Below are 24,868 nucleotides of genomic sequence, written 5' to 3'. Positions count from 1 at the left end.
GATGGCACGGCAACGGAGCGAAACGATGGATGGCGTGATGAAGCGGTGGGAGCTGCGGCGGCCTGGCCGAGCGAACCTGGAGCTGGCGAGCGTGGCGATTCCCACGCCGGTCGCGGGCGAGGTGCTGGTCCGAGTCTCGGCGGTGTCGCTGAACTACCGCGAGAAGTTGTTCCTCGACGGGGCTGGCTATTCGGATGTGCCGTGGCCCTTCGTGCCCACCTCCGACATGGTCGGTGAGGTGGTGGCCACGGGTGGCGGTGTCACCCGGTTCAAGGTGGGGGAGCGGGTGCTCGCCGCGTTCAACGCGGACTGGGTGGACGGGCCCGTGCCGCGCGTGAATGGCTCGGTGCGCAGCCTGGGAGGGAGTCTGCCGGGGGTGTTGTCCGAGTATGTGGCGATGCCGGAGAGCTGGCTTGTCGCCGCGCCCCGGACACTGGATGACGTGCGCGCCAGCACGCTGCCGTGCGCGGGGCTCACCGCGTGGACGGCGCTCGTGGAGCTGGGCGGGGTGCGGCCCGGGCAGACGGTGGTGACCCAGGGTACGGGCGGCGTGTCGCTGTTCGCCGTGCAGCTCGCCTCGGCGCTGGGAGCGCGGGTCATCGTCACGTCGGGGGATGAGGAGAAGCTTGCGCGCGCGAAGAAGCTGGGCGCGGCCCACGGCATCCACCGGCGCCAGACGCCGGACTGGGAGAAGGCGGTGGTGGAGCTGACGGGTGGGCGCGGCGCGGACCACATCCTGGAGATGGTGGGCGGCGACAACCTGGCGCGCTCGGTCAGCGCGCTGGCGCCCGGTGGACGCGTCACGCTCATCGGCGTGCTGGACGGCTTCGACATGCGCTTCCCGGTGGTGCCGTTGTTCCAGACCCAGGGCGTCATCCAGGGCGTGCTGGTGGGGAACCGACGCGGCCTGGAGAACTTCGTGCGCGCGGTGGACGCGCTGCGCCTGGAGCCGGTCGTCGACGCGACGTATGCGCTGCGCGAGTTCCCGAAGGCGCTCGAGCACCTGGACCGGGGGCCCTTCGGCAAGGTGGTGGTGCGCGTCCGCGAGTGAGCGCGAAGGCGAGCGTCCTCCGGCGCGCTATCGGAACGCGGGCCAGGTGAAGGACGGAGTTCCCGCCCAGCGCGCCACGAGTCGTTCCTCCAGGGCGGCGAGGGTGCGTGAGAGGGCGGGGACCAGGCTCGTGGGCTCGCGCAGGACGCGGGAGCGCGCGAGGTGGCGCAGCAGGGCGGCGCGCTCGGAGTAGCCCGGTGCCCAGTCCCTGTCTCGCTCCAGCGCCTTGGGCGACAGCCACTGGAACATGTTCACCGTGCGCGCCGTGGCGACCAGGGCGCGCGCGTGGGTGTACGTGGCGTCCGTCTGGGCCGCCTCGCAGACGGGGGCCAGGGTGATGCGATAGGTGAGGTCGGCGCGAGTGACGAGCTCGTCGGGCAGCGGCACCACGATGAGCCACATGAGCGCGTCGTACAGCGCGTGGCGCATGCCGCAGTACTCGAAGTCGAGCAGGCGCGGGCCGCTGGTGGTGAAGAGGGTGTTGCCCGGGGCCATGTCCCCGTGGGTGAGCGCGAGGAAGGGGCCGGGCTCGGCCAGCTCACGCGCCAGTTGCTCCACGTCCTCCTGGGTGCCGGCGGCCACGGTGGTGCCGACGGCGTTCGTCCAGCGATGCAGCCGGTCCGCGTGCTCCACCAGATAGCGCGCGTTGTCGATGCGCACGCGCAAGGGGCGTGGGTGCAGCGAGTGGCGGAGCAGGTCGAAGTCACCTTGCAGGCCCCGGGTGCGCGCGTGGAGCTGGCCCGTGAGTCGGGCCACGGCGAGCAGTCCTCCGGTGGCGGCGCTCGCGTCCACCGAATTGAAGAGGTCTTCCAGGCTGGGGCCGATGCCCAGGTCCTGGAGGACGAGGAGGCGGGAGTGGATGTCGCCGGCGATGAGGCCCGGGGCGGTGGTGAGGTTGTGGCGGCCGAGCAGCTCCAGCCCGGCCCACTCGTCCAGGCCGAGCACGGGGTCCGCGTGGAAGTGCTTGAGGATGACGGTGGGCACATCGCCGCCGCGGACGCGGGCGCGCACGACATGGCAGCGGGACTCGGTGCGGAGGACCTGGGGCTCGGCCAGGAGCACGGGTCGTCCCCAGGCGGCGGAGAGGGAGCGTGCGCCGTCGGCGAGCAGTTGCTCCAGGTCCAGGGCGCTCAGGGGAGCCGCTCCACGGTGGCGCCCGCGCGTTCCAACAGCTCGCGGTACCACGTGAAGGCGCGCGCGGTGCGGTCACCCAGGCCCCTGGCGCCCCAGAGGACGGTGAGGGTGCGGCGGGTGTCGGCGTTCGTCTTGGTGCGCTGGGCGTCCTTCACGGCATTGGCGCAGGGGCCCTCGGCGTCGAAGAGGCACAGCAGGCCCGCCAGGTCGATGCTCTGGCCGGAGGCATTGAAGACGTACTGGGAGCCCTCGGGGGCGATGCCCACGCGGAAGGGCGCGGTGGCCCGGTCCAGGTCGACGACGCTGATGGGCAGGCCGCTGTGCAGGGACACGGCGTTGCAGAGGTCCACGGCGGTGTTGATGGAGCCGAGCGTGCCTTCCGTCGCGGCGCGCACCAGGTACTCGGAGGCGGGCTTGCCGCGGCCTGTGGGCTTGTAGCCGCCGTGGCGGAGCATGTCGCGCACGGCGCCGCGCACGGCGTCGTCGCTGGAGAGTGGCGCGGCCGCATCCGATTTCAGCAACGCCACCAGCCACTCCGGCGAGGCCAGCGAGCCCAGCGGTGCGGGGAACGTGGTGGTGAAGGCCAGGGTGTCCAGGGACGGATGCGGTTCGACGGTCAGCACGGCTGGGCACTCTACGCCACACGGCGCGCCCGTGCTGGCGGTGGTGCGCGCAAACGGCCGTGATGCCGCCTACGCCACAGGGCGAGGCGTTGCACGGAAACGGGCGCGAGTGCGCGGGCCTCCCGTGCCGCGACGCCCATGGGGAAGCGGACTGGCGCGCCCGCCAGTTTCGCGGTGCGAGTCGTTCCAGACCGCTCGGAGCCGAACCGGTGCGGTGGAAGTGTCGTCCTCGCGCCAGAGTGAAAGGCTCGCTTCGAGTCAGCGAGCAGCCCCGAGGGTGCGTGCTACGGTCGCGCCTTCCGAGCTTGGGTGCCCGCTCGTGTTCCACGATGCGCGGCCAGGAGGAGCAATCGATGGCAGACGCGAACCAACGGACGATGCGGGCGGCGCGCTTCGATACGGCCACGCGGACGTTGACGGTGACGGAGGTCCCCGTGCCCCAACCGCGTCCGGGCGAGGTGCGGGTGCGAGTGAAGGCGTGCGGCATCTGCTTGTCGGATGCGCATCTGCTCGACGGCTCGCTCCGCTCTCCGCTGCCCGTGGTGACACCGGGCCATGAGTCCTCGGGTGTCATCGACGAGGTGGGCGTGGGCGTGCCGCGCTGGAAGGAGGGGCAGCGCGTCGCGATGGCCGGTGGCAAGCCCTGCGGTCGCTGCCCGAAGTGCTCCAATGGCCAGCCTCAGGAGTGCCTCGACTTTCAAATCATGGGCTTTCACTACGACGGCGCCTGGGCCGAGTACGTCGTGGTGCCGTACTTCGTGCTGTCCTCGATTCCGGACCACCTGCCCTTCGAACAGGCGGCCATCCTCGCGGACGCGGTGGCCACGCCGTACGCGGGACTGGTGGAGAGCGCGAAGTTGCGGCCCGCGCAGTCGGTGGGCCTGTGGGGCATCGGTGGGCTTGGGGTCCACGCGGTGCAGATTGCCCGGATGATGGGGGCGACGCCCATCATCGCGTTCGACACGAACGAGGCCGCGCGAAACCGCGCGCTGGAGTTCGGCGCGGACGTGGCGTTGGACCCGCGTTCTCCGGACGTGCGTGCGCAGATTCTCCAGCACACGAATGGGCTGGGGTTGGATGTGGCGGTGGACCTGGTGGGCGCGAACTCGGTGCTGGCGCAGGCGGCGTTGAGCCTCGGGCGCTACGGGCGCGCGGTGATGGTGGGCCTGTCGCCGGAACCCATCCAGTTGGGCGCCGGGGTCAACTTCGGCCTGCGCTCCCAGGCGCTGGTCGGACACCTGGGCTACGAGAAGAAGCACCTGGACCAGCTCGTGACGCTGGTGAGCACCAAGCGTCTGGACGTCTCGCGCTCCGTGACGGCGACGATGCCGCTGGAGGATGTGGCGAAGGGCGTGGAGCGGCTGGTGAAGAAGGAAGGCAATCCCATCCGCCTCGTCATCACGCCCTGAGGCACGGCAGGGGACCAGGCGGCCGGGCACCCAGGGCGGGGTGTCCGGCTCCCTGTGCCCGAGCGGATCCGCTCACGGCGGAATGGCGCCTGGGGAGTGACGGGGTCATGTAGGTCTCCCTCCCGGCTCCAGGGCGAACGCCCCCCTGGTGGGCCGCCCCCGGGCATGGGAAGCGGAGGTCGAGGGTTCGGAACAATCCTCCTTCGGCGTCCCCCATGGCATAAGGGCGCCGCGCCCGCCTTCCGGGCACCCCCTACGCACATGATTCGTCTCGACAACATCAGCAAGCAGCACGGCCAGCAGATTCTCTTCATCGAGGCTTCGGCCGCTCTCCACAAGGGGGAGAAGGTCGGCCTCGTCGGGCCCAACGGGGCCGGCAAGACGACGCTGTTCCGGATGATTACCGACCAGGAACACCCCGACGAAGGCCAGGTGGCCGTCGACCGTGGTGTCACCATCGGCTACTTCAACCAGGACGTCGGCGAGATGTCCGGCCGCAGCGCCGTGTCCGAGGTCATGGACGGCGCGGGCCCGGTGAGCACGGTCGCCGCGGAGATGAAGGCGCTCGAAGCGGACATGGCCGACCCGGACAAGGCCGACGACATGGAGAAGCTCGTCGAGCGCTACGGCCTGGTGCAGGCGCGCTTCGAGGAGCTGGGTGGCTACGCGCTGGAGGGCCGCGCGCGGGAGATTCTCGCGGGCCTGGGCTTCAGCGAGGAGATGATGGACGGCGACGTCGGCGCGCTGTCCGGTGGTTGGAAGATGCGCGTGGCGCTGGCGCGCATCCTGCTCATGCGTCCGGACGCGATGCTGCTCGACGAGCCGAGCAACCATCTGGACCTGGAGAGCCTCATCTGGCTGGAGGGCTTCCTCAAGGGGTACGAGGGCGCGCTCCTGATGACGTCGCACGACCGCGAGTTCCTCAACCGCATCGTCACCAAGATGGTGGAAATCGACGGCGGCTCGCTGACGACGTACTCGGGCAACTACGACTTCTACGAGCAGCAGCGCGCGCAGAACGAGAAGCAGCAGCAGGCGCAGTACGAGCGCCAGCAGGCCATGCTCGCCAAGGAGCTGAAGTTCATCGAGCGCTTCAAGGCCCGCGCCTCGCACGCCGCGCAGGTGCAGAGCCGCGTGAAGAAGCTGGAGAAGATTGAGAAGGTGGAGCCGCCCAAGCGCCGCACGACGGTGCTGTTCGAGTTCCAGCCGGCGCCGCGCTCGGGTGACGACGTGGTGAGCCTGAAGGCGGTGCACAAGGCCTACGGCTCCCGGCGCATCTATGACGGCATGGACTTCCTCGTGCGCCGCGGCGAGCGCTGGTGCGTCATGGGCGTCAACGGCGCGGGCAAGTCCACGCTGCTGAAGCTGGTGGTGGGCTCGACGACGCCGGACACGGGCGCGGTGACGGTGGGTGGCAGCGTGAAGCTGGGGTACTTCGCCCAGCACGCCATGGACCTCCTGAACGGTGAGCGCACGGTGTTCGAGTCACTGGAGGACGCGTTCCCCCGCGCGGGACAGGGCTCGCTGCGCGCGCTGGCCGGGTGCTTCGGCTTCTCCGGTGACGAGGTGGAGAAGAAGTGCCGCGTGCTGTCGGGTGGTGAGAAGGCGCGTCTGGTGATGGCGAAGATGCTCTTCGACCCGCCCAACTTCCTGGTGCTGGACGAGCCCACGAACCATCTGGACATGGCGACGAAGGAGATGCTGATTACCGCGCTGGCCCGCTACGAGGGGACCATGCTCTTCGTCTCGCACGACCGTCACTTCCTGGGCGCGCTGTCCAACCGCGTGCTGGAGCTGACGCCGGATGGCATCCACCAGTACGGCGGTGGCTACACCGAGTACGTGGCTCGCACCGGCCACGAAGCTCCGGGCCTTCGCAGCTGAGTTGACGGCGGGGCCGCCTACTCGAACAGGCGGCTCGCCAGTCGCGCGAGCTTCCGGGCCTTGCCGGTGTACGGCGGGAAGAACAGGTTCGCCAGGGACGTGCGTCCCTGGCGCAGCACCGCGCGCTCGTGGCTGAAGGTCTTGAATCCCGTCTCGCCGTGGTACGCGCCCAGGCCGCTCGCGCCCACGCCGCCGAACGGCAGGTTCGGGTTCACGTTGTGCAACACCACCGCGTTGATGCACGTCCCGCCCGCGCTCGTCTCCTGGAGCAGCCGCTCCACCACCGCCTCGTCATGGCTGAAGATGTAGAGCGCCAGCGGCTTGCCGCCCGCGCGCACGTGCGTCACCACCTCGTCGAGCGACTCGAAGCGCAACACCGGCAACACCGGCCCGAAGATTTCCTCCTCCATCAACGGCGCATCCGGTGCCACGTCCGCCACCACCGTCGGCGCGATGAAGCGCGTCTCCGCGTCCACGCCGCCGCCGACAACCACTCGCGCTCCCGCCGCCACCGTGCGGTCCAGCAACCCGCGCACCCGCGCGAAGGCGCCGTCATCCACCATCCGGCAGAGGTCGGAGCTCGCGCGCCGCGCTTCCTCGGAGCGCCCGTAGAAGCGCTCCAGCGCCGCCTTCAGGGCCGCGAGGAACGCCTCTTCCTTCGACGCATGAACCCAGACGTGGTCCGGCGCGATGCACGTCTGCCCGCCGTTGAGGAACTTGCCCCAGGCCACCCGCTCCGCCGCGGCTTCGATATCCGCTGACGCATCCACGATGGCCGGCGACTTGCCGCCCAGCTCCAGCGTCACGCTGGCCAGGTGCTTCGCCGCGGCCTCCATCACCCGCCGCCCCACGCGCGGCCCTCCGGTGAAGAAGAAGTGGTCGAACGGCAGCCGCAAGAGCGCCTCGCCCACCTCCGCGCCACCCTCCACCAGCGCCACCTCGTCCTCGGGGAACGTGTCGCGCACCAGCTCCGCCAGGAAGCGCGACGTGTTCGGCGTCTTGTCGCTGGGCTTGCACATGACGGTGTTGCCCGCCGCCACCGCGCCCACCAGCGGCATCAGCAGCAGGTTGAACGGGTAGTTCCAGGGCGCCATCACCAGCACCACGCCGCGCGCCTCGTGACGCACGTGGCTGGTCGTCCCAGTGAGCACCAGCGGCGTCGTCACCTTGCGCGGCTTCATCCACGCCTTGAGGTGCTTGCGCACGTGCTCCAGCTCCATCAGCACCGGGAGGATTTCCGTCGCCTCCACCTCCGCGGGCGGCTTGCGGAAGTCCGCGTGGATGGCGTCGGCGAGCGCCTGCCTCCGCTCGACGATGAGCGCCTTGAGCTTCTCCAGCTTCGCCAGCCGCTCGCCGGGGCCCCGCCGCGCCACGTCCCAGCGCCGGGCCCGCAGGCGGTCGAACGCCTCCTGCATGCCCCGGGGAATCAGCTCCTCCTCCTGCTTCACCACGCGCATCCCGGCTCCTCTGGCTGTGTGGGGCCTACTCCAACAGCCGGCTGGCGCGGGAGGCCCACTCCTGCGCCTTTCCGCGGTACGGCGGGAAGAACACCGCCGCCAGCGACTTCATCCATTGAACCGACACGGCGCGCTCGTGACTGAAGGTCCGGAAGCCGTAGACGCCGTGGTAGTGCCCCAGGCCGCTCATTCCCACCCCGCCGAAGGGCAGGTTCGGGTTCGCCACGTGGATGAGGACGTTGTTCACCACCGCCCCTCCGGAGGTCGTGTTGCGGAACACGTCCTCGATGGCCCGCTTGTCCTGGCTGAAGACGTAGAGCGCCAGCGGCTTCTCCCCACCCTGGATGTGCGCGTACACCTCGTCACGCGAGCGGTACGTCATCACCGGCAACACCGGCCCGAAGATTTCCCCCTCCATGATGGCCATGTCCGCCGTCACGCCCGTCAGCACGGTGGGCGCCAGGTAGCGCGAGGGCCCGTCCGCCACCCCGCCCACCTCGACCTTGGCTCCCGCCGCCACCGTCCGGTCGACCAGGTCCTTCACCCGCCGCCACGCCGTCGCGTCCACCAGGCGCGAGAAGTCCGCGCTCGCCTGCCGCTCCGGCTCGGTGGCGCCGTAGAAGCGGGCGATGACCGCCTTGAGCGCGTCAATGAAGGCCTGCTGGCGGGACTCGTGAACGAACACGTAGTCCGGCGCGACACAGGTCTGTCCGCCGTTGATGAACTTGCCCCACGCGAGTCGCTCGGCCGCGGCCCGCACGTCCGCCGTCTCGTCGACGATGGCCGGTGACTTGCCACCCAGTTCCAGCGTCACGCTGGCCAGGTGCTTCGCCGCGGCCTCCATCACCTTGCGGCCGATGCGCGGGTTGCCCGTGAAGAAGAAGTGGTCGAACGGCAGCTCCAGGAGCGCCTCCGCCGTCTCCGCGCCGCCCTCGAACAGCGCGACCTCGTTCTCCGGGAAGACGTCGCGCACCAGCCGCGAGAGGAAGCGCGCGGTGTGCGGCGTCTTCTCGCTGGGCTTGCAGATGACGGTGTTGCCCGCGGCGATGGCGGCGATGAGCGGCGCCATCAAGAGCTGGAAGGGATAGTTCCAGGGGGCCAGCACCAGCACCACGCCGCGCGCCTCGTAGCGCACGTGCGCGGAGGAGCCCGCGAGCAGCATCGGCGTGCCCACCCGCGTGGGCTTCATCCACGACGACAGGTGCTTCACCGTGTGGTTCAGCTCCTCCAGCGTCGGGTGGATTTCCGTCAGCTCCACCTCCAGCGCGGGTTTGCGGAAGTCCTGGTGGATGGCCTCCGCCAGCTCATCGCGGCGGGCGATGATGGCCTCGCGCAGGCGCTTGAGCCGGGCGATGCGCTCGGCCGTGGTGGTGCGGGACATCACCCAGCGATTCGCGCGCTGGGCCTGGAAGGCGGCCTGGATGCGCGCGAGGTCCGCGGAGGGCTTCGACTCGGTGGCGACGGGGACGAGCTCCAGCATGGTTGGCTCCTGGGGTGTGGTGACGTGTTTCAGCGGGACTCGAGCCCGCGCAAGAGGGTGGTGAGGGCCGCCGTCAGCTCGGCCGTGAAGTCGATTCGCAAGGGGGCCATGTGCGGTGACGCCAGGACTTCGCGCGCCACGGGCGCCACGTCCGCCATCTGCCGCAGGCCCGTCACCAGCGCGTGCAGATGCACGAGCACCCGGGGGCCTTCGCCCGGCTTTAGGAAGTCCAGCCGCGCCTCCAGCAGCGCGCCGATGTGCAGCATGGCCTGCAGCAGCCGCTCCTTGAACCGGCGCGCCTGCTCCACGGACACGTTCTGCTCGAGCACCGTCTGCAGCATCGCGAGCAGCCGCGTGAGCGAGGTCTCCGCCTCCAGCGACTGGGCCACCGAGCGGGCCAACCAGGGGCCCGTCCACGGCGCGTCCGGCTGACACAGCCGCGCATCCAGTCGGGCGAACCAGGAGAAGAGCAGGTCCTCCAGCAGCGCCAGGAACAGCGCCTCCTTGGTCGGGAAGTAGAGGAACACCGTCCCCTTGGCCAGGCCGGCGCGCTCCGCCACGTCCGCCATCTTCACCTCCGCGTAGGAGGTGGCCGCGTAGAGCGCCAGCGCTTCATCCAGGAGCAGCCGACGTCTCGCTTCCTTGTCCTCGTCCTTGCGCGCCCGCTGAGGCGCCGCCCGCTCCCCCTTCACCCCCGGATTGCTGACCATGGGTCATTGCTAGGTGACCCCGGGTCAGTCGTCAAGTGACTGGAGGTCAGTTTCCAGCGGCGGACAATGGGCTCCGACTGGAGGGCGGTAGGTATGTGTGTGAGGATGGCCTTCATGCGTCCCATCCAGGCGGAACTGCTGTCCGGCAGTGAGCTGTATCGGGAGGTGGTGCTGGAGAAGCTGCTCCACGCGCGCGAGTCGGTGTGGATTGCGACGGCGAACGTGAAGGCGATGTACGTGGAGTCGAAGGGGCGCTTCGTTCCGTTGGTGGAGGTGCTCGACGGACTGTCGGCGCGAGGGCTGTCGCTGCGGCTCTTGCACGCGGAGCTGCCGAGCCGTCCGTTCCGCGCGGCCTTCGACGAGCGGGCCCGGCTGGTGGCGGGGGGACTGGAGCTGAAGGTCTGCCCGCGCGTGCACTTCAAGGCGGTCGTCGTGGACGGGGCGTGGGCCTACCTGGGGAGCGCCAACCTCACGGGCGCGGGCCTGGGCGCGAAGGGCGACGCGGTGCGCAATTTCGAACTGGGGTTCGTGACGGAGGACTTCGACGTCATCGACCGGGTGACGGCGCTCTACGAGGCGGTGTGGAGTGGGGCCGAATGCAGGGGGTGCAAGCTGCGCGCGGTGTGCCCGGATCCAATAATCCCCGCACCCGCGAGGAGGGGCGAGATGCGAAGCTCGCGCGGCGCCGTGCAGCTCGGAAAGGCTCGCCGGCTCAAGCGACACACCTCGGAGTCCCGACGACGATGATGAAGCTCTATTTCGCCCAGCACACGCGCGCCACCCGCCCCCGCTGGTTGCTCGAGGAACTGGGCGTGCCCTACGAGCTGGTGCCGGTGGACCTGCTCCAGCGAGAGCACAAGAGCCCCGAGTACCTGCGCGTCCATCCCATGGGCTCCATGCCCGCGCTGGAGGATGACGGACACGCGGTCTTCGAGTCGGCCGCGATTCTCCTGCACGTCGCCGACAAGTTCCCGGACAAGGGCTTTGCTCCGGCGCTCGGCACCGTGGAGCGCGCCGAGTACTACCAGTGGATGATGTTCTGCATGGCCACCATGGAGCCGCCCCTGTCCGCGTACTCCGCGCACAGCCGCTTCCTGCCGGAGCACGAGCGCGTGCCCGCGGAGGCCGACCGGGGCAAGAAGCGCTTCACGGACATCGCCCGCATGTTGGAGGAGAAGCTCAAGGGGCGGCCGTTCCTGGTGGGCGAGCGTTTCACCGCGGCGGACGTGGTGATGGCATCCATCCTCAACTGGGGTGGGGGCATGGGGCTCTTGGAGGACTTCCCCGCCCTGCGCGCCTATGTGGAGCGGCAGATGGCCCGTCCCGCCGCGCAGCGCGCCCAGCAGTAGGACGGCTCCGTGCATCTACCCGTCGTACCCAGTCCCTCGGCCTCCGAGCTCGAAACCCATCTGCGGCTCAAGCGCAGGGGCTTCATCGTCTCCGCGGGCGTCCTGCTGCTCTCGCTGACCACGCATCCGCTGCTGTTCGGGGGCTTCGTCCCCGAGGTGGCGTTGATCCACGTGGGCTGGGCCGCCCTCCTCGTCGCGTGTGCCCTGGCGGCGGGCTCGCGCTGGCTGCCGTCCCAGCGGGCCAGCACCGTGGGCGGCGTCTTCAGCCTGGCCGCGCTCGCGCTGGACATCCACTTCACCGGAGGGCTGGCGAGTCCGCTGTTCCCGCTGCTGTTCGCGATGCCGCTCATCATCGCCGTCTTCACGCCGGGCGATTTGGTGACGGTGTGGGCGTCCATCGTCCTGACGCTGGTGGGCGTGGTGCTGGCGTCGTGGCTGTCGGGTGGCTCGGAGCGACAGCTCATTGGCCAGGTGACGGTCTTCCTCTTCATGGCCTGGATTTCGGTCTTCAGCGGGAAGCTGTTTCAACGCATGCGCGACGCGGAGCGCGAGGCCGTGCGGGAGCGGTTGGCGGTGCTGGAGCGGCTGGCGCGCAGTGAGCGGTTGAGGGCGGAAGCGGAGGTCAGTCGCGCGGAGACGGAGCGGCTGGCGCTGGTGGGGCGACTGGCGGCGGGCGTGGCGCACGAGGTGAACAACCCGCTGGCCTACGTGAAGTCCAACCTGGGCTACCTGGGTGACGTCGTCGAGGAGCCGACGCCGGACCTGGAGGAGATGCGGCGCGTGCTGGAGGAGACGCAGCAGGGGGTGCTGCGCATCCAGCAGATTGTCACCGACCTGCGCCGTTTCTCCCGGGACTCGGTGGACACGGAGGAGGCGTGCGGCGTGGTCGATGCGCTGGACGAGGCGGAGCGGCTCGCGTCGGTGCGACTGCGGAGCCTGGGGCAGGTGGTGCGGGAGCTGTCGCCGGAGCTGAGCCGCGTGCGGCTGGGGCAGCGACACCTGGTGCAGGTGGTGTTGAACCTGCTGCTCAACGCGGCGGACGCGGTGGACTCCGCACAGCCTCCGCGCGTCGCGCGCATCGTCCTGCGAGCCCGCGCTGAAGCTGGAGGTGTGCGGCTGGAGGTGGAGGACAACGGGCCGGGCATTCCGGAGGCCGCGTTGTCGCGCCTCTTCGAGCCCTTCTTCACCACCAAGGCCCCCGGCAAGGGCACCGGCCTGGGGCTGGCCCTGTGTCGCGAGTACCTGGCCCGCGTCGGCGGCACGCTGTCGGTGGCGAACCGTCCGGAGGGCGGCGCGTGCTTCACGCTGCACCTGCCGTCGGCGCCCCCGACTCCGGAGCACCGTCCAAGTCCGAGCTGAGCGTGCTCTTCAACGCGGCGACTTGCCCGAGGGTGTGGTCCCACGCGGAGGGGATGTTTGACCGGACCCGAGCTGAGCGGGCTCCTCGGCGCGGCTACTCGCCCGAGGAGCCGTCGCGGCGGGGCTCCGGTGCGGCGGCGGAGGCATCGAGCGCGGGGCTCGCCTCGGCGGACGTCTTGCCTTGCTGCCGCTCGCGCCACGAGCTGGGGGAGTCTCCCACCAGCTTGCGGAACAGGCTGCTGAAGTGCTGCAGCGACGCGCAGCCCACCTCCACCGCGACAGCGGTGAGCTTCATGTCCGTCTCCAGCAGGAGCGCCTGCGCCATGCGCACCTGCACGGCGTTGAGCTCCGCCTGGAAGGACGTCCCGGCCTCCTTCAGCCGGCGCTGGAGCGTGCGCTCGGACATGCCCATCTCCCGGGCCACGTCCGACAGGTTGATGTCCGGCAGCTTGCCGCGCATCGCCTGGTGCAGCTCGCGCAAGAGCGGTGACTGACCGGTGGCCTCCGCCACCAGATCATTCAGCTTGGACAACAGCGGCGCCGCCCGGCCCTCCGGCTGGCCCAACCACGCGAGCGCGTTCGCCGGGTCGGTGAACACCTTGCTGGGATAGGCGCCTGTCAGCAGCGTGTAGAAGCCGCCCACCACCGCGCCCGCCACGCCCTCCGGACGCACCAGGGCCTGCCGCTGCACGGACGTGCTGAAGGACTTCTCGCGCGCTTGCATGTACTTCACCAGCACCGCGAAGGCCGCCGGGTCCGCCGCCTCCAGCCGGCGCGCGTCCACCAGCGACGCATGCGGCGCCGCGGGGGCCAGCTCCACGTCGAGCACATGCACCAGCCGGCGCACATGGCTCTCCGAGGGGCGCCCCCAGAGAATGAAGCCGCACAGGTCCGCCGAGGCGTACCAGTGCAGGAAGCCTTCCCCGACTAGGTAACGGCCGTGGGGGTCCCTGAAGTAATCGTCGACGCCGTCTGCCGATCGCACGGCTCGGCAGAATAGCGCTTCGCCACCTTGGCCACCCAGAAGGGATTGATGGGGGACAGGGAAGTCACCAGCTCCGGCCTGACCAGCGAGGCACCCGCCAGCTCCTGGGTCGTCCCCGGCAGCTCCCGCCAGGGCACCTGGGGCTTCACATGGTGGGCCTGGTGATAACCGGCATTGAAAAAGAACAGGTTGTACAGACGGGAGGTGGACGTGGTGCCCAGGGCCCCCCGCTGGGTGGAGTCCGTCTCGAAGTGGGCCGCCAGGTTGAGCCAGTGGATGCAGACCTGCCCCACCAGCAGCACCCCCCACCACGCCAGCCCCAGGGCCGGCCGCCAGAGGATGACCGCCAGGATGCCCCCGTCCACGACGAGGAAGTCGAGGACGAGCTCCGTGCGCTGGTTGCGCTTCTTGGCCCACCGCCAGACGTTGGCCACCGCCTCGAACGGCCAGAACCACGGCGTCAGCGCCGAGCGCAGGCAATAACGCAGGGCGCCTTCACCCGGCCGCCGCTGGCCCCAGTCCCCCGGGCCGTCGTTGTACCGGTGATGGTTGAAGTGGTGGATGTAGTAGCCCCGGTAGGGGAACCCGCACGCCAGGCCCAGCGTCCGGGACACGACCCAGTTCACCAGCCGGGGGCGCGCCATGGACACGTGCATGTGGTTGTGCAGGACGGCGTAGTTCCAGAACAGCACCGCCCAGCCGACGGCGCACATGCCCACGCGACCCCAGAGGCCCAGGTGGTCCCAGCTCAACAGGAAGGAAGGGAACCACACCCACCACAGCGCGTGTACCGCGAGCTGCGGCAAGTCGAGAGCGGGGGCGGGGGAGGGGCGAGTCATGAAGCACGAAGGTAGGCTCGCGCCTGCCTCGCCGCTTCATTCCATGCGCCAAGCGCTTGCGAAAACGCGCAACCTTCAGCGTCGTCCCCCTCAATCCGTTTCAACCCGGGTCCACCCCGCCCCGGTGCTGATTCCGCCCGCGCTCGCTGTCTTCCACGGATGCGGAATGGAAGCAGCGTATCGCGGGCGTGCTGCGGGTGCTCACGTCTCGAGTGCGTTGGCGACCTGTCCCAACAGCCGCAGCCGGGGCGCATCCAGCTTGCGCACGGTGCGCAAGAGGCGGCGCACCTCGGGACGCTCGCGGTACTCCGGAGGATCCTCGGCGAGCGTGGGCGCGCCTTCCACGCCAGACATGCCGAGCAGCACGTCCGACGAGCAGTTGAGAACCAGACACAGCTTCCTCAGCGTGCGGACGCTGGGGAGCATGTGACCGCGCTCCAGCCGCCCGTACACCTCGGTGGCGATTCCCACGCGCTCGGCCACGTCGGCCTGGGTGAGCTCCAGCCGCTGCCGCGCCGCGCGAACTGCATTTCCAATGATGGTGGCCAATCGTTGTTCCATGGCGTGCGGAAACCTGTCGAAAAGAGGGCTTCTCCCCCCGCGCCTTGGCGGAGAGGTACCGGAGAGAAGTGACTGCGAGTTCCTTGCCTCGTGGAACACAGACTACGGGTGGGGTCTGACATTCAGGTGCATCCGGAAGGGCGTGCGAAAGCGCTTGAAACCGGAGGCGTTTCGGAGCCTGTCGGGACACGTGTCCGAGGCCGCTCGCGGAGGGCTCTGGAAGTGGGGTGCGACGCGCTCGGAAGTCACCCCGCGGGCGGTGGACGCGGAAGTCGTCGGATGCCGCGGGAGGCCGAAAAATCGGCCCGCGGGAGATCAGCGCGCGATGCATGTGGATCAGCGCGGCGCGCGTGCGGGCGGCGCTTCACGCGGAGCGCTTTCCGGATGCGTCCGGCTCACCGTGGGCGTCGCTCCGGAGCGACGTCCGGTGCTCAACGTCACCCGACCCACGGCCGCACTCACGGTGCAGGTGTTCAGCGGGCCTGGCGCGTCCGTCGGCGAGCGATGAAAAGACGGTGTTCACCTCCGAGGCCGAAAAATCGGCCTGCGCGGCGTTGTCAATGGAGAGGCCGGGAGTTCACGGAAAAGCCCTGGTGTTTCCGTGGTTTACGAAGGTGGGACGTCTGACGTAGGGTGGGTGCCCCCCCGGTGGGTCGGGGGTGCACCGCGCTGCCTCGCGGGGAGGGCCGTTGAGGTCGTGAGCGACGAGCGTCCGGACGCGCTGCTCAAGAGCGCACTCGAGAAAATTGTCTACTTCGAGGCGCGCGCGGAGCAGTTGCTCAGCGAGCTGGGCTCGACGCGCGAGGAGATGGAGCACCTCAAGCGTGAGCTGACGGAGACGCATCAGCGGGAGCTGGAGCTGCGCCGTGAGGTGGCGGAGCTGGAGGTCCGCGCCGGGCGGTTCCAGGCGGAGCGCGAGGAGTCCGTGCGGCTCACGCAGGCGCTGCGGGGCGAGCGCGACCAGCTCATGGACCGGTTGCTGAACGCCAGTCGGTTGCGCACGTCGACGAAGGACGGCGACGACGAGGACGACGACCTGGGGTTCGACCTGGCGTCGTTCATCTCCCAGCTTCGCAGCGAGGCGCTGCTGCGCGGGGAGTCGGACCGCGTGGCCTCGACGCTCGTCAAGGTGCCCATGCGCGGGCCCGCCGTGCCGCTCTCCGAGGCCTCCGCCAAGGCACAGGCTGTCGCTGCCGCCGCTCCGAGCGCGCCGGCGCGGCCCGCGTTGCTGGAGCCCTTGCTGGAGGGGCTGTCTCCGGTGGCTCGCGAGGCCCAGCGCTTCCTCCATGCGGGGCGGCTCGGCGTCAGCCCGGCGCAGTTGGCGGAGCTGTCCGGACAGCGCGTGGGAGCCCCGACGGACGAGTCGCTGTTCGGGTTCTCCGTGCGCGAGCTGTCGGCGCCGGACGCCGCCGCGCGGATTCGTGCCGCCGAGCGACTGAAGGCGCTGTCCCAGCCGGCCGCTGCTCCGGCGCTGGCCAGTGCGCTGCACGCGGAGACGGACTCGGCGGCGCAGGTGGCGCTGCTCCAGGCGTTCGCGGCGCTGTGCCGGGAAGAGGGCGCGCAGGTGGTGTCGCCGCTGTTGGCCTCGCCGGTGCCGGAGGTGCGCATCGCGGCGCTCAAGGCGCTGCTGACGCTGGCGCCTCGGGACGCGGCGCCGCATCTGGCGCAGGCGATGAAGGACCCGGACCGCTCCGTGCGTCGCAGGGCCTCGTTGCTGGCGCTGGGGTTGGAGGGTGAGACGGCGCGGCGGCTGGGCGAGGAAGCCATCCACGACGCGGACTCGGAGGTGCGCTCGCTGGCGGCGCTCGCGCTGGGCGCTGGGAGCGGGGAGAACGCTCGCACGCTGTTGCTGGAGGCGCTGGGTGACCGCGAGCCGCGCGTGCGCAAGGCGGCGGCGCAGAGCCTGTCGCGCATCCTGGGCCACGATGTGTCCGCGGTGGTGTCGCTCGATGATACGCACCGGCGCCGCGAGATTCGCCGGCTGGCGACGCTGCCCGTCAAGCCCGTGCGCGCCCGGCTGGAGGATGCGGCTCGACCGATGGTCGCGCGGACCCTGGTTGTTCCGGCGCAGGTGGCGGCTTCCGCGCAGGTGACCTCCGCGGGCGTGGCTCCCGCTGGCGCCTCACACGGGATGGCCTTCGTGGGCGCGGTGCAGGGCGCGGGTGCCTCCGCCGCTTCGCCGCAGGCCGTGGGCGCCCGGCAGGTCGCGGGTTCCTCCGCTTCGCCGCAGGCCGTGGTCGCGGCGGGCGCCCGGCAGGCCGCGGGTTCCGCCGCTTCGCCGCAGGCCGTGGTCTCGGCAGGCGCGCGACAGGTCTCCGCACCGGCCTTCGTGGGGCAGGGGGGCGCTCCGATGCATGCCGGTGGGCCTCCGCCTTCCGCGCCGCTGTCCCCCACCGCGCAGTCGGGTCAGCGCGCTCCGGGACAGTCGGCGGCGGGTACGCCCATGCAGCCGATGGCCCCGCCTGTCGTGGCGCCTCAGGCCGCCCGGCCCGTGGGTTCACCTCGACTTTCCCCCGTGCAGGCGGCATTGGTGGCCATGGGGGCTCCAGCGCCCGTGCCCGCCGCCGCTCCCGCGCCGCGCGCCGCGGAAGCACGTCCCCCCTCGGGCCGCCCGGGTGCTTCTCCCGTCGAGGCCCTGTGTGCGCAGATGCTGATGGAGGTCCGCGTGGCGGTGCGCGGACGCTCGCTCGCCGAGCTGACGACCGCCCTGGGGGCCCCCGTGGAACTCGCCCAGGAAGCACTCACCCTGCTATCAGCCCGAGGCTCCGTGGTCCGAAGGGGACACAAATACTTCGCCGCTTGAGGCAAGGTATCCGTCCCGTACGTCTTTCGAAGGGTCGTTCATGGAAGCGCCGACATACAGCTCGAAGCAGGTGGCCGAGATGCTCGGCGTGTCTCCGAAGGCCATTCCGGAGGACGCGAGGAAGGACGTGTACACCCCGGACGACGTCTGGGACCTGCGCACCACCCTCAACCGCTTCCCGGACAAGATTGGCCACCGCCGGCAGCTGTTCCTGAACTTCAAGGGCGGCACCGGCAAGACGTCCCTGTCCACCTCGTACGCGTGGCGCATCGCGGAGCTGGGCTACTCGGTCCTCCTCATCGACCTGGACAGCCAGGGCCACGCCACCAAGTGCCTGGGCTACGAGGGCGAGGAGTTCGAGAAGACGCTGCTCGACGTGCTGGTGCGCAAGACGCCCCTGGTCCAGGTCATCCAGAAGTCCTCCCTGCCCAACCTGGACTTCGTCCCGTCCAACCTCAGCATGTCCACCATGGACCTCTCGCTGATGCCCATGGCCGGCCGCGAGTTCAAGCTGCGCAACGCCCTCAAGGACGTGGAGGCCCAGTACGACGTCGTCGTCTTCGACGCGCCCCCGTCCTTCGGCCTGCTCAACCTCAACGCGCTGATGGCGGCGAACGACTTGTTCGTCCCCGTGCTCGCGGACTTCCTCTCCTTCCACGGCCTCAAGCTGCTGTTCGAAACGGTGCAGAGCCTGGAGGAGGATTTGAACCACGTGCTCGACCACGTCTTCATCGTGGTCAACTCCTTCAACGCCACCTTCAAGCTGGCGAAGGAGGCGCTGGAAGCGCTCCAGACGCACTACCCGGAGTTCCTGCTGCCGACCATCATCCGGCAATGCACCAAGTTCGCGCAGGCCTCCAGCGAGGGGCGCCCCGTCTTCGTCGCGGACCCCACGTCGAAGGGCGCCAACGACATCCAGGCCATGATTGACAACGTCCTGCCGCGACTGGTCGCCGCGGCCGCCGCCGCCCCGAAGAAGGGCACCCAGCAGGCCGGCTGAGATTCGCCATGAAGAAAGCCTTCGAACAGAACGTGTCTCGCGCCAAGCCGCGCCTCCGCTTGGGCGCGTTCACCGGCGTCGCCGACCCGGGCGAGTCCGCTCCCTCCGAGCAGGAGCCCGCCGCCTCGGCCCCGCCCGAGCCTCCTTCCGCGGACCTGTCCGCCGAGGTCCGCGCCCGCATCGAGCGAGCCCGCGCCCCGCGCCCCACCGCCGCCGAGGCGATGGAGGTGGCGCTGGGCTCGCAGGAGGCGCCGCGCGCCCGGGAGCCGGTGTTCACCTCGCAGGCCTCTGAGCCCGTCACCTATGCGTCTCCGGAGCCGGAGTCGGCGCGCTTCGAGGACGAATCAGGCGAGGTGCCTGTCACCTTCGCGGCTCCTCCCGCCGTTGCGTTCCACCTGGACGGCTTCGCGGCCGGGCACTCTCAGGAGGCCCACTCCATGACGCAGGGCTCGTCACACGCTTCGCTCCCCCATGTCACCGCGATGGTCGCCGAGCCGGTGGCCCGCGTCGAAGCCCCGCCCCAGGAGATGGAGGTGCAGACGCCCGCGCCTCCGCGTGAGGAGCCGGTGGATGACTCCGAAGCGCGTCGCGAGCGACTGAAGGCACGCCTCAAGGCGGTGCGCGAGAATCCGCGTCCGGAGCCGCTCCCGGCCACGGTGGCCGAGGCGGGTCAGCGCGCGGTGGAGCGCATCACCCACCTCCAGGCGGAGCTGGTGAAGGTGAAGGCCGCCAACCTCTCGCTCACGCAGGAGCTGGAAGTGGCGCGCCGTCAGGCGGAGAAGGCCACCGAGGAAGCCCGGCTGCGCATGGACGAGGCGCGCCGGCTGTCTTCCGAGATGGAAGGCCGCGTGAAGCTGCTGGCGGACCTGGAGCGGGAGCTGGCCGCGCTGGAAGGTGAGCGCGACGAGGCGCTCTTGTCCCTCCAGGAGAACCGTCAGGCGCTCCAGGCCTCCGCGAAGGAGCACGAGGCGCTCGAGGAGGCGGTGTCTCGCGGCAAGCAGGCCCTGGTGGACAGCCTCGCCGAGGAGGAGCGGCTCGCCGGTGAGCTGGAGTCCGCCAAGGACGAGTCGACCTCGCTGCGCCGGGCGGTGGAAGCGCTCCAGGGCGAGCGGGACGTGCTGGCCCAGCAGGTGGCCTCGCTCACCGCGGAGCGGGCCGAGCTGCTCGAGGCGCGCAAGGCCCTGGAGTCCGTGCACCGCGCGCTGAGCCAGGCCGTCGCGCGCTGAAGTCGCTTTACTCGGGGCGCCCCCTTTCGGGCGCCCCAAGAGGGTCCCTACTTCCCGTCCTTCGCCACGCCGCGCGAAGGGCTCTTCAGGGCGGCGACCAGCTCCGGCTTGAGCGGCGGGCTGTGCAGTCCCTGCAACGACAGCTCCGCGAACTCCCCCTGAGAGGACTTGAGCCCGTTGAGGAACGCGACCAGTCGCTTCTCGCGGTCCGCCTTGTTCGGGTGCCGTGAGCCCAGGCGCGAGCCATCCGTCGTCTTGCGCAGCAGCACGATGTACTCGTCGGGGTCATAACCGGCGGAGAGCATCATCTTCGCGGCGAGCAGGTCCGCCTCGTACTCCTGCTCCTTGTCGTTCCCGCTCTCCGCGAACTCGATGACCTTCTCCGTCAGGCTGCCGAGCAGCGCCGAGTCGCCATCCAGGTCCAGGTTGCCGCCGCTGTCCGTCGAGGCGATGAGCCCCCCGGAGCCTGGGATGCCGGCCTCCATCGTGACGGCCGTCTTGCAGAGGCTCACCTTGGCGGCGTTGTACTGCTTGATGGAGTGCTTGAGCACGACGTGGGCAATCTCGTGCGCGAGCACGCCCGCGAGCTGGCTCTCGTTGCCCAGCTCCGACAGCAGCTTCCGGGTGACGAAGACGTAGGCACCGGGCGTGGACACGGCGTTGAAGTTCTTGTCGTCGTTGAGCACGCCGAACGTCCACTCCAACGTGGGCCTCGCGGACTGCGCACCCAGGTTCTTCCCCACGACGTTGAGGTACTCGTGGAGGTCGTGCACCCCGGTGCCCTTCGCGCCGTCCGTCGGGGCCATCAACCCGCCACCCCCCTGCACCCAGTGGATGGCCATGGCACTGCCGATGGCGTACTCCTCCGTCACGGTGGGCTCCACGTCCAGCTTCTCGCAGGAGGCGCGCTCCTTCTTCGCCGCCGCCGAGTCGTTCACCACCGTCCCCGCCTTCTGGGCGACCTGCGCCCATGTCACCCCCTTGCACGACGAGGCCAGGAGGCCCAGGCCCGCCAGCGCCACCGTCCGCCAATGCGCGCGCATCACGTGCCCCCCTTCGACTTGCTCTTCGCCGCGCCCGACTTCGCCGTGGCCTCGGCGCCCACGACGGGGAACAGCCCCGCGTCCTTCACGTGCTTCGCGATGTCAGCGGTGGAGACGTCCTTGGCCTTCTTCTCCAGGCTCTGCAGTTGCGCCACCGCCTGCTTGTGGTCGCCGCCCTTCTTGTTGCCGTACTCGACGGCGCCGGGGCTGAGCGCCTTCACCGCGGCGCCACTGGCGACGAAGCCCGCGGGGTTCACCTGGCGCTTGCCCTTGTCCTCCACGACGAGCTCCATGTTGGGCGCGGTGGTGGACAGGTTCGACTGGAAGACGAAGCCCTTCTTCCCCGCCGCCGTCTTCACCTTGTGCCACTGCTTGTTCTTCGGGTCCGCGCCCTCCCACTTCACCTGCTCACCCGGCTGGAGGATGACCACCGCGTTCGCCGTGGGCGAGGGGCTCTCCATCACCCGTGTGTTCTTCGCCTTCACGTACAGCGAGCCCCCCACCGCCACCGCCGACGCGAGGTTCGGAAGGCCCAGTGCCAGCAGCGCCAGCATCAGGGCCACCCCGGCCGCGCTCGTTCTCATCGTCATCGCTCCGACTCCTTTCCCGCTCACTTGTCCAGGCTCGCCACGCCGTCGAAATCCGGCGGCGGCGCCTTCGCATACTTGTGACAACGCTCCAGCAACGCCTTCGTCGGTCCGTCGTCTGGGTCCTCTGTCCCCAGCTCCTCCAGCATCGACACGGCCTCGTCGAAGCGAGCCTCGCGATACACGGCCAGCGCCGCGTGGTAGCGCTCCACCGTCGCCCGCTTGCGCGCATCCAGGCCGCCCTTGAGCGAGAGCAACTCGTACACGGTGACGGCCTCCGTCTTCCCGGCCACCCGCACGCGGTCCAGCTCGCGCACCTCGATGTGCTCGCGCGCCAGCTCGTACGTGCGCGGGCCAATCATGATGACGGAGCCATACGCCTTGTTGGCACCCTCCAACCGCGCGGCCAGGTTCATCCCGTCGCCGATGGCCGTGTAGCTGAAGAGCTGCTCGCTGCCGAAGTTGCCCACGAAGTTCACCGCCGAGTTGACGCCGATGCGCGTGTAGACATCCGGCAGGCCCTTGGCGCTGAACTCCTCGCGCATCCGGTCCACCTCCGCCTTGGCCGCGAGCGCTCCCCGGCACGCGCGCACCGCATGGTCGTCCTGGCGCATGGGCGCGCCGAACAGACACACCACGGCGTCACCGATGTACTTGTCCAGGCACCCGCCCTCCTTCAACAGCACGCCACTCACCCGCGTCAGGTACGTGTTGAGGATGCGCACCAGGCTGCGCGGGTCCTCCTTGAAGCGCTCGCTGAAGGTGGAGAAGCCTCGGATGTCGCTGAAGAAGGCGCTGATTTCGACGTTCTCTCCGTCGAGCCTCGGCAGCTTGCGCTCCGAAATCATCTGCTCCACGAGCTTGGGCTCCATGAAGCGGCTGAACGCGGCGCGAACGAACTCCGTCTCCCGGTTGGCCACCAGGTGGTTGAACGCCACCGCCGTGACACTGGCCAGCAGGCCCGCCATGGACGGCAGCGCCGTCAGCACGTGCGTGCCCGAGGACAGGAAGCGCCCCGTCACCAGGGACATGCCCAGCAGCAGCGCCACCGGCCACAGGATTTCCAGCGGCGTCCAGCGCGTCGTCATCAGCAATACGACGGAGACCAGCGCCACCAGCAGCGTGAGCGACAGGTCCACCGCCAGCGGCGTCCGGGTGATGAAGCGGCCGTTGCCGAGCAGCGTCTCCAGCACCGCCGCCTGCTTCATGACGCCGGGCACCTCCGCCTGGAAGGACGTGGCCTTGATGTCGCTGAGTCCCAGCGCCGTGCCGCCGATGACCACCACCTTGCCCCGGAACGCCTCCGACGGAAGCTTCGAGGGCTGGCCCTTGTCCCGGTGCACCCAGCCGTCGAGCACGTCCAGCAAGGGCACCGTGTGGAAGCGCTCGTGCAGCTCGCCCCCGCCGTAATCAATCGCCGCGCCACCGTCCGTGTCCACGGCGTAGGTCCGACTGCCCAGCCGCAGCTTGCGCCCGGACAGCGTCACCTCACTGACGCCCAGCAGGCCCGCGGCTACTCGCACCGGCAGCGTCGGGTATGCGTTGACGCCGTCCGTGTACGCGAAGCGCGTGCGGCGCATGAAACCGTCGGGGTCCGTCTCCGTGTCCACCAACCCGAAGCCATCCACCGCGCCCACGAGCACGGGGATGGGAGGCACGGGATGGCGCAGGGCGTGGGCGTGATTCCCGGCGGTCGACTCGGCCGTCTCACCATCGACGTCCCGACCATCCAGGGTCGCCAGGGTGAAGCCCCGCGTGCGCACGGGGAAGGCGAGAGCGCGCGCCATCTGCTCGGGCGTGACGGAGGCGACGGCGCTGTCCTTCGGCGCGTCCGCGAACCCGGCGCCCCCTTCTTCGGGGAAGGCTTCTTCACCGCCCTCGTCCGGGAACGTCTCCTCGGCGCGCTCGGGCGGCAGCGCCTCCTGGGGAAGCGCCTCATCGGTGGAAGCCACGGGGGCGGCCGGGAGGGGCGCGAGCGGGGAGGCGGGGACCTGGTCGAAGTCCGCGCGCGGCAATGGCTGCGCGTTGGCGTTGGTGGAGACGCCCAGGAAGAACGGGATGCGTGTGTCGCGCAGCATCTGGGCGAAGGCCAGGTCCGTGGACTCGTCGGAGGAGCGCTCGTCCATCACCGCGTCGAACACGACGGCGCGCGCGCCCTCCGCCTCCAACTGCTCCACCACGCGGGCCCACAGGTTGCGGCTGTAGGGCCAACTGCCGAAGTTGAGCGCATAGCGCTCGTTGGCGCGGATGCCGTCCAGCGTCGACTGGTCGATGACCACCACCGACACATGGGGAGACTTCCCGCGCCCGTCGGTGAACGTGGTGAGCGCCTGGTCGTACGCGCCGCGCTCCAGGTCGTCCAGCCAGCCGCCGCGCCACGCCAGCGCCGCCAGCGCGGTGGACAACACCGCCACGCCCAGCATCAACCGCCAGTGGTTGCGCCAGCGCAGCCGGATGATTTTCCAGGTCTCTCCCGCCACGGCCCCCTCTTGCGATGTGCGTGGGTCGTCACACTAACCCAGCACGCACTCGCGTCAGGCATCTCCCCGGCCGGAAGGACGCTGATAAAATCACGAATACATTGAATTCACATCCATGTGACGAGCGCACATGACGAGCCCACGAGTGCTCGCCCGGCGTCGGACGCACGCGCGCCCGGCTTATTCGCGCCGGTCTTCAGGCATGGGCCCAGGTGAGGGCCTTGGGCCCGTCGGGAGCGCGCGGCGCCCGTCAGAAGGACGAGCCCGGCTCCTGGAGGAAGCGCGTCTCCTCGGGCGTGGACGGCCGGCCCAGCGCATCATTGCGGTGCGGGAAGCGTCCGAAGCGCGCGATGACATCCAGGTGGCGCTTCGCGTAGTCGAGCGGTTCGTGGCTGCCGGAATGATGCAGCGTCAGCATCTCGAAGAGGGAGACCGACAGCCGCTGGTCATAGAGCTCCTCGCTGTGTTCGAAGGGCAGGTAGATGAACCAGCGCCACACGGAGGGCAGCGTGAGGTCCAGGCCCCGCGCCAGCGCGTGACGCGCCACCGAGCGCGCCATGGCATCCGTGGCGAACGCGCGCGGCGTGCCCCGGAAGATGTTGCGGGGTAGCTGGTCCAGGAGCAGCACCAGGGCCAGGCTGCTGCGGGGTTCATTCCGCCAGGCGCTCAGCTCCCCGGCCGCCGCGCGCTCGTGGGCGTCCAGGAAGCGGTCCCGGGACTCCGCGTCGAAGGCCGCGTCGCGCCGGAACCACGCGGCGCGAGGACGAATGCAGGCCGGGTTGCGAGCCGGGTCCGCCGGTTGACCGAACCAGAAGTCGAGCACTTCCTCCGCGCTCACCATGTCGTTCCTCCCCAAAGGCTCGATAGAGCGCCCACCCGCCAACAGTC

General features: G+C 70.0%; 21 protein-coding genes. 9 read left to right on the top strand and 12 right to left on the bottom strand.

Going from position 1 to position 24,868, the window contains the following annotated elements; genetic code table 11:
- Positions 1-25: 25 nt before the first annotated feature.
- The gene (locus HUA78_RS12180; protein ID WP_174459987.1) at positions 26-1,051 is read left to right on the top strand and encodes an NAD(P)-dependent alcohol dehydrogenase; all 1,026 of its coding nucleotides are present in this window, start codon (positions 26-28) and stop codon (positions 1,049-1,051) included.
- Between the two features lie 27 nt (positions 1,052-1,078).
- Here the strand turns inward: HUA78_RS12180 and HUA78_RS12175 are convergent, their stop codons facing one another.
- Both HUA78_RS12175 and HUA78_RS12170 read right to left on the bottom strand, forming a co-directional pair.
- A complete protein-coding gene (locus HUA78_RS12175) occupies positions 1,079-2,113 on the bottom strand; it encodes a phosphotransferase (protein ID WP_174457484.1) in 1,035 nt (344 codons plus the stop codon).
- A gap of 68 nt (positions 2,114-2,181) precedes the next feature.
- Complete coding sequence (locus tag HUA78_RS12170; RefSeq protein ID WP_174476316.1) at positions 2,182-2,808, bottom strand: phenylalanine--tRNA ligase beta subunit-related protein; 627 nt, start codon at positions 2,806-2,808, stop codon at positions 2,182-2,184.
- Positions 2,809-3,161: 353 nt separating this feature from the next.
- Here HUA78_RS12170 and HUA78_RS12165 point away from each other — a divergent pair, with 353 nt between their 5' ends.
- Positions 3,162-4,217 carry a zinc-binding dehydrogenase gene (locus tag HUA78_RS12165; RefSeq protein ID WP_141643427.1) on the top strand — a complete coding sequence of 352 codons (1,056 nt, stop codon included), beginning with the start codon at positions 3,162-3,164 and terminating at the stop codon, positions 4,215-4,217.
- A 261-nt stretch (positions 4,218-4,478) separates the two neighbouring features.
- Complete coding sequence (locus tag HUA78_RS12160) at positions 4,479-6,101, top strand: ABC-F family ATP-binding cassette domain-containing protein (protein WP_174459984.1); 1,623 nt, start codon at positions 4,479-4,481, stop codon at positions 6,099-6,101.
- A 17-nt stretch (positions 6,102-6,118) separates the two neighbouring features.
- Here HUA78_RS12160 and HUA78_RS12155 read toward each other — a convergent pair whose 3' ends face one another.
- Genes HUA78_RS12155 through HUA78_RS12145 form a run of 3 tightly spaced genes read right to left on the bottom strand, consistent with a single transcriptional unit; the run spans position 6,119 to position 9,748 of the window.
- On the bottom strand, positions 6,119-7,558 hold the full coding sequence (locus HUA78_RS12155; RefSeq protein ID WP_174465264.1) for an aldehyde dehydrogenase family protein: 1,440 nt from the start codon (positions 7,556-7,558) through the stop codon (positions 6,119-6,121).
- Between the two features lie 25 nt (positions 7,559-7,583).
- The gene (locus tag HUA78_RS12150; RefSeq protein ID WP_174459982.1) at positions 7,584-9,038 is read right to left on the bottom strand and encodes an aldehyde dehydrogenase family protein; all 1,455 of its coding nucleotides are present in this window, start codon (positions 9,036-9,038) and stop codon (positions 7,584-7,586) included.
- Between the two features lie 29 nt (positions 9,039-9,067).
- Complete coding sequence (locus HUA78_RS12145; protein ID WP_174457479.1) at positions 9,068-9,748, bottom strand: TetR/AcrR family transcriptional regulator; 681 nt, start codon at positions 9,746-9,748, stop codon at positions 9,068-9,070.
- Between the two features lie 114 nt (positions 9,749-9,862).
- Here HUA78_RS12145 and HUA78_RS12140 point away from each other — a divergent pair, with 114 nt between their 5' ends.
- From HUA78_RS12140 to HUA78_RS12130, 3 genes are read left to right on the top strand one after another with little or no spacing between them, the layout of a single operon-like run.
- The gene (locus HUA78_RS12140) at positions 9,863-10,495 is read left to right on the top strand and encodes a phospholipase D-like domain-containing protein (protein WP_174457478.1); all 633 of its coding nucleotides are present in this window, start codon (positions 9,863-9,865) and stop codon (positions 10,493-10,495) included.
- Positions 10,492-11,097 (top strand): glutathione S-transferase family protein, encoded by a 606-nt coding sequence (locus HUA78_RS12135; RefSeq protein ID WP_141643421.1) that lies wholly within the window; start codon positions 10,492-10,494, stop codon positions 11,095-11,097. The genes HUA78_RS12140 and HUA78_RS12135 overlap by 4 nt, the downstream gene beginning before the upstream one ends.
- A 9-nt stretch (positions 11,098-11,106) precedes the next feature.
- Complete coding sequence (locus HUA78_RS12130) at positions 11,107-12,456, top strand: ATP-binding protein (RefSeq protein ID WP_174457477.1); 1,350 nt, start codon at positions 11,107-11,109, stop codon at positions 12,454-12,456.
- A 94-nt stretch (positions 12,457-12,550) separates the two neighbouring features.
- On the opposite strand, the gene HUA78_RS12125 is transcribed toward HUA78_RS12130, so the two are convergent.
- From HUA78_RS12125 to HUA78_RS12115, 3 genes are all read right to left on the bottom strand, one after another.
- The gene (locus tag HUA78_RS12125) at positions 12,551-13,303 is read right to left on the bottom strand and encodes a helix-turn-helix transcriptional regulator (RefSeq protein ID WP_174476315.1); all 753 of its coding nucleotides are present in this window, start codon (positions 13,301-13,303) and stop codon (positions 12,551-12,553) included.
- An 80-nt stretch (positions 13,304-13,383) separates the two neighbouring features.
- Positions 13,384-14,280, bottom strand: coding sequence for a fatty acid desaturase (locus HUA78_RS12120; protein ID WP_141643419.1), 897 nt, complete (start codon positions 14,278-14,280; stop codon positions 13,384-13,386).
- Between the two features lie 201 nt (positions 14,281-14,481).
- Positions 14,482-14,841, bottom strand: a complete 360-nt coding sequence (locus tag HUA78_RS12115; protein ID WP_141643418.1) for a helix-turn-helix transcriptional regulator — start codon at positions 14,839-14,841, stop codon at positions 14,482-14,484.
- A gap of 697 nt (positions 14,842-15,538) precedes the next feature.
- Between HUA78_RS12115 and HUA78_RS12110 the strand changes: the two genes are divergently transcribed.
- From HUA78_RS12110 to HUA78_RS12100, 3 genes are read left to right on the top strand one after another with little or no spacing between them, the layout of a single operon-like run.
- Positions 15,539-17,644, top strand: coding sequence for a HEAT repeat domain-containing protein (locus HUA78_RS12110; protein WP_174457476.1), 2,106 nt, complete (start codon positions 15,539-15,541; stop codon positions 17,642-17,644).
- A gap of 40 nt (positions 17,645-17,684) precedes the next feature.
- Positions 17,685-18,644, top strand: coding sequence for a ParA family protein (locus HUA78_RS12105; RefSeq protein ID WP_141643416.1), 960 nt, complete (start codon positions 17,685-17,687; stop codon positions 18,642-18,644).
- An 8-nt stretch (positions 18,645-18,652) separates the two neighbouring features.
- Positions 18,653-19,870 (top strand): extensin-like protein, encoded by a 1,218-nt coding sequence (locus tag HUA78_RS12100; protein ID WP_174459978.1) that lies wholly within the window; start codon positions 18,653-18,655, stop codon positions 19,868-19,870.
- 47 nt (positions 19,871-19,917) lie between these two features.
- Here the strand turns inward: HUA78_RS12100 and HUA78_RS12095 are convergent, their stop codons facing one another.
- From HUA78_RS12095 to HUA78_RS12080, 4 genes are all read right to left on the bottom strand, one after another.
- Positions 19,918-20,913, bottom strand: a complete 996-nt coding sequence (locus HUA78_RS12095; RefSeq protein WP_174457474.1) for a M48 family metalloprotease — start codon at positions 20,911-20,913, stop codon at positions 19,918-19,920.
- A complete protein-coding gene (locus HUA78_RS12090) occupies positions 20,913-21,503 on the bottom strand; it encodes an SH3 domain-containing protein (RefSeq protein ID WP_174476314.1) in 591 nt (196 codons plus the stop codon). Before HUA78_RS12090 ends, HUA78_RS12095 begins: the two co-directional genes overlap by 1 nt.
- A gap of 20 nt (positions 21,504-21,523) precedes the next feature.
- Positions 21,524-23,980 carry a CHASE2 domain-containing protein gene (locus HUA78_RS12085; RefSeq protein WP_174476313.1) on the bottom strand — a complete coding sequence of 819 codons (2,457 nt, stop codon included), beginning with the start codon at positions 23,978-23,980 and terminating at the stop codon, positions 21,524-21,526.
- 250 nt (positions 23,981-24,230) lie between these two features.
- Positions 24,231-24,821: a DUF924 family protein gene (locus HUA78_RS12080; protein WP_174457471.1), complete on the bottom strand. Its 591-nt coding sequence runs from the start codon at positions 24,819-24,821 to the stop codon at positions 24,231-24,233.
- Positions 24,822-24,868: the final 47 nt, after the last annotated feature.

It is taken from the genome of Myxococcus sp. CA033 (genome assembly GCF_013336625.1).
Taxonomy (GTDB): Bacteria; Myxococcota; Myxococcia; order Myxococcales; family Myxococcaceae; genus Myxococcus; species Myxococcus llanfairpwllgwyngyllgogerychwyrndrobwllllantysiliogogogochensis.
The sequence above is the reverse complement of the archived record's forward strand: the minus strand, read 5'-3'. Positions and strand labels throughout refer to the sequence as shown.

Excerpts from the sequence above, each read along its gene's own strand:
- HUA78_RS12100 (WP_174459978.1), top strand. The coding sequence starts at position 18,653 with ATGAAGAAAGCCTTCGAACAGAACGTGTCTCGCGCCAAGCCGCGCCTC.
- HUA78_RS12140 (WP_174457478.1), top strand. The coding sequence starts at position 9,863 with ATGCGTCCCATCCAGGCGGAACTGCTGTCCGGCAGTGAGCTGTATCGG.
- HUA78_RS12135 (WP_141643421.1), top strand. The coding sequence starts at position 10,492 with ATGATGAAGCTCTATTTCGCCCAGCACACGCGCGCCACCCGCCCCCGC.
- HUA78_RS12120 (WP_141643419.1), bottom strand. The coding sequence starts at position 14,280 with ATGACTCGCCCCTCCCCCGCCCCCGCTCTCGACTTGCCGCAGCTCGCG.
- HUA78_RS12115 (WP_141643418.1), bottom strand. The coding sequence starts at position 14,841 with ATGGAACAACGATTGGCCACCATCATTGGAAATGCAGTTCGCGCGGCG.
- HUA78_RS12160 (WP_174459984.1), top strand. The coding sequence starts at position 4,479 with ATGATTCGTCTCGACAACATCAGCAAGCAGCACGGCCAGCAGATTCTC.
- HUA78_RS12165 (WP_141643427.1), top strand. The coding sequence starts at position 3,162 with ATGGCAGACGCGAACCAACGGACGATGCGGGCGGCGCGCTTCGATACG.
- HUA78_RS12090 (WP_174476314.1), bottom strand. The coding sequence starts at position 21,503 with ATGACGATGAGAACGAGCGCGGCCGGGGTGGCCCTGATGCTGGCGCTG.
- HUA78_RS12155 (WP_174465264.1), bottom strand. The coding sequence starts at position 7,558 with ATGCGCGTGGTGAAGCAGGAGGAGGAGCTGATTCCCCGGGGCATGCAG.
- HUA78_RS12180 (WP_174459987.1), top strand. The coding sequence starts at position 26 with ATGGATGGCGTGATGAAGCGGTGGGAGCTGCGGCGGCCTGGCCGAGCG.
- HUA78_RS12145 (WP_174457479.1), bottom strand. The coding sequence starts at position 9,748 with ATGGTCAGCAATCCGGGGGTGAAGGGGGAGCGGGCGGCGCCTCAGCGG.
- HUA78_RS12150 (WP_174459982.1), bottom strand. The coding sequence starts at position 9,038 with ATGCTGGAGCTCGTCCCCGTCGCCACCGAGTCGAAGCCCTCCGCGGAC.
- HUA78_RS12105 (WP_141643416.1), top strand. The coding sequence starts at position 17,685 with ATGGAAGCGCCGACATACAGCTCGAAGCAGGTGGCCGAGATGCTCGGC.
- HUA78_RS12095 (WP_174457474.1), bottom strand. The coding sequence starts at position 20,913 with ATGCGCGCGCATTGGCGGACGGTGGCGCTGGCGGGCCTGGGCCTCCTG.
- HUA78_RS12080 (WP_174457471.1), bottom strand. The coding sequence starts at position 24,821 with ATGGTGAGCGCGGAGGAAGTGCTCGACTTCTGGTTCGGTCAACCGGCG.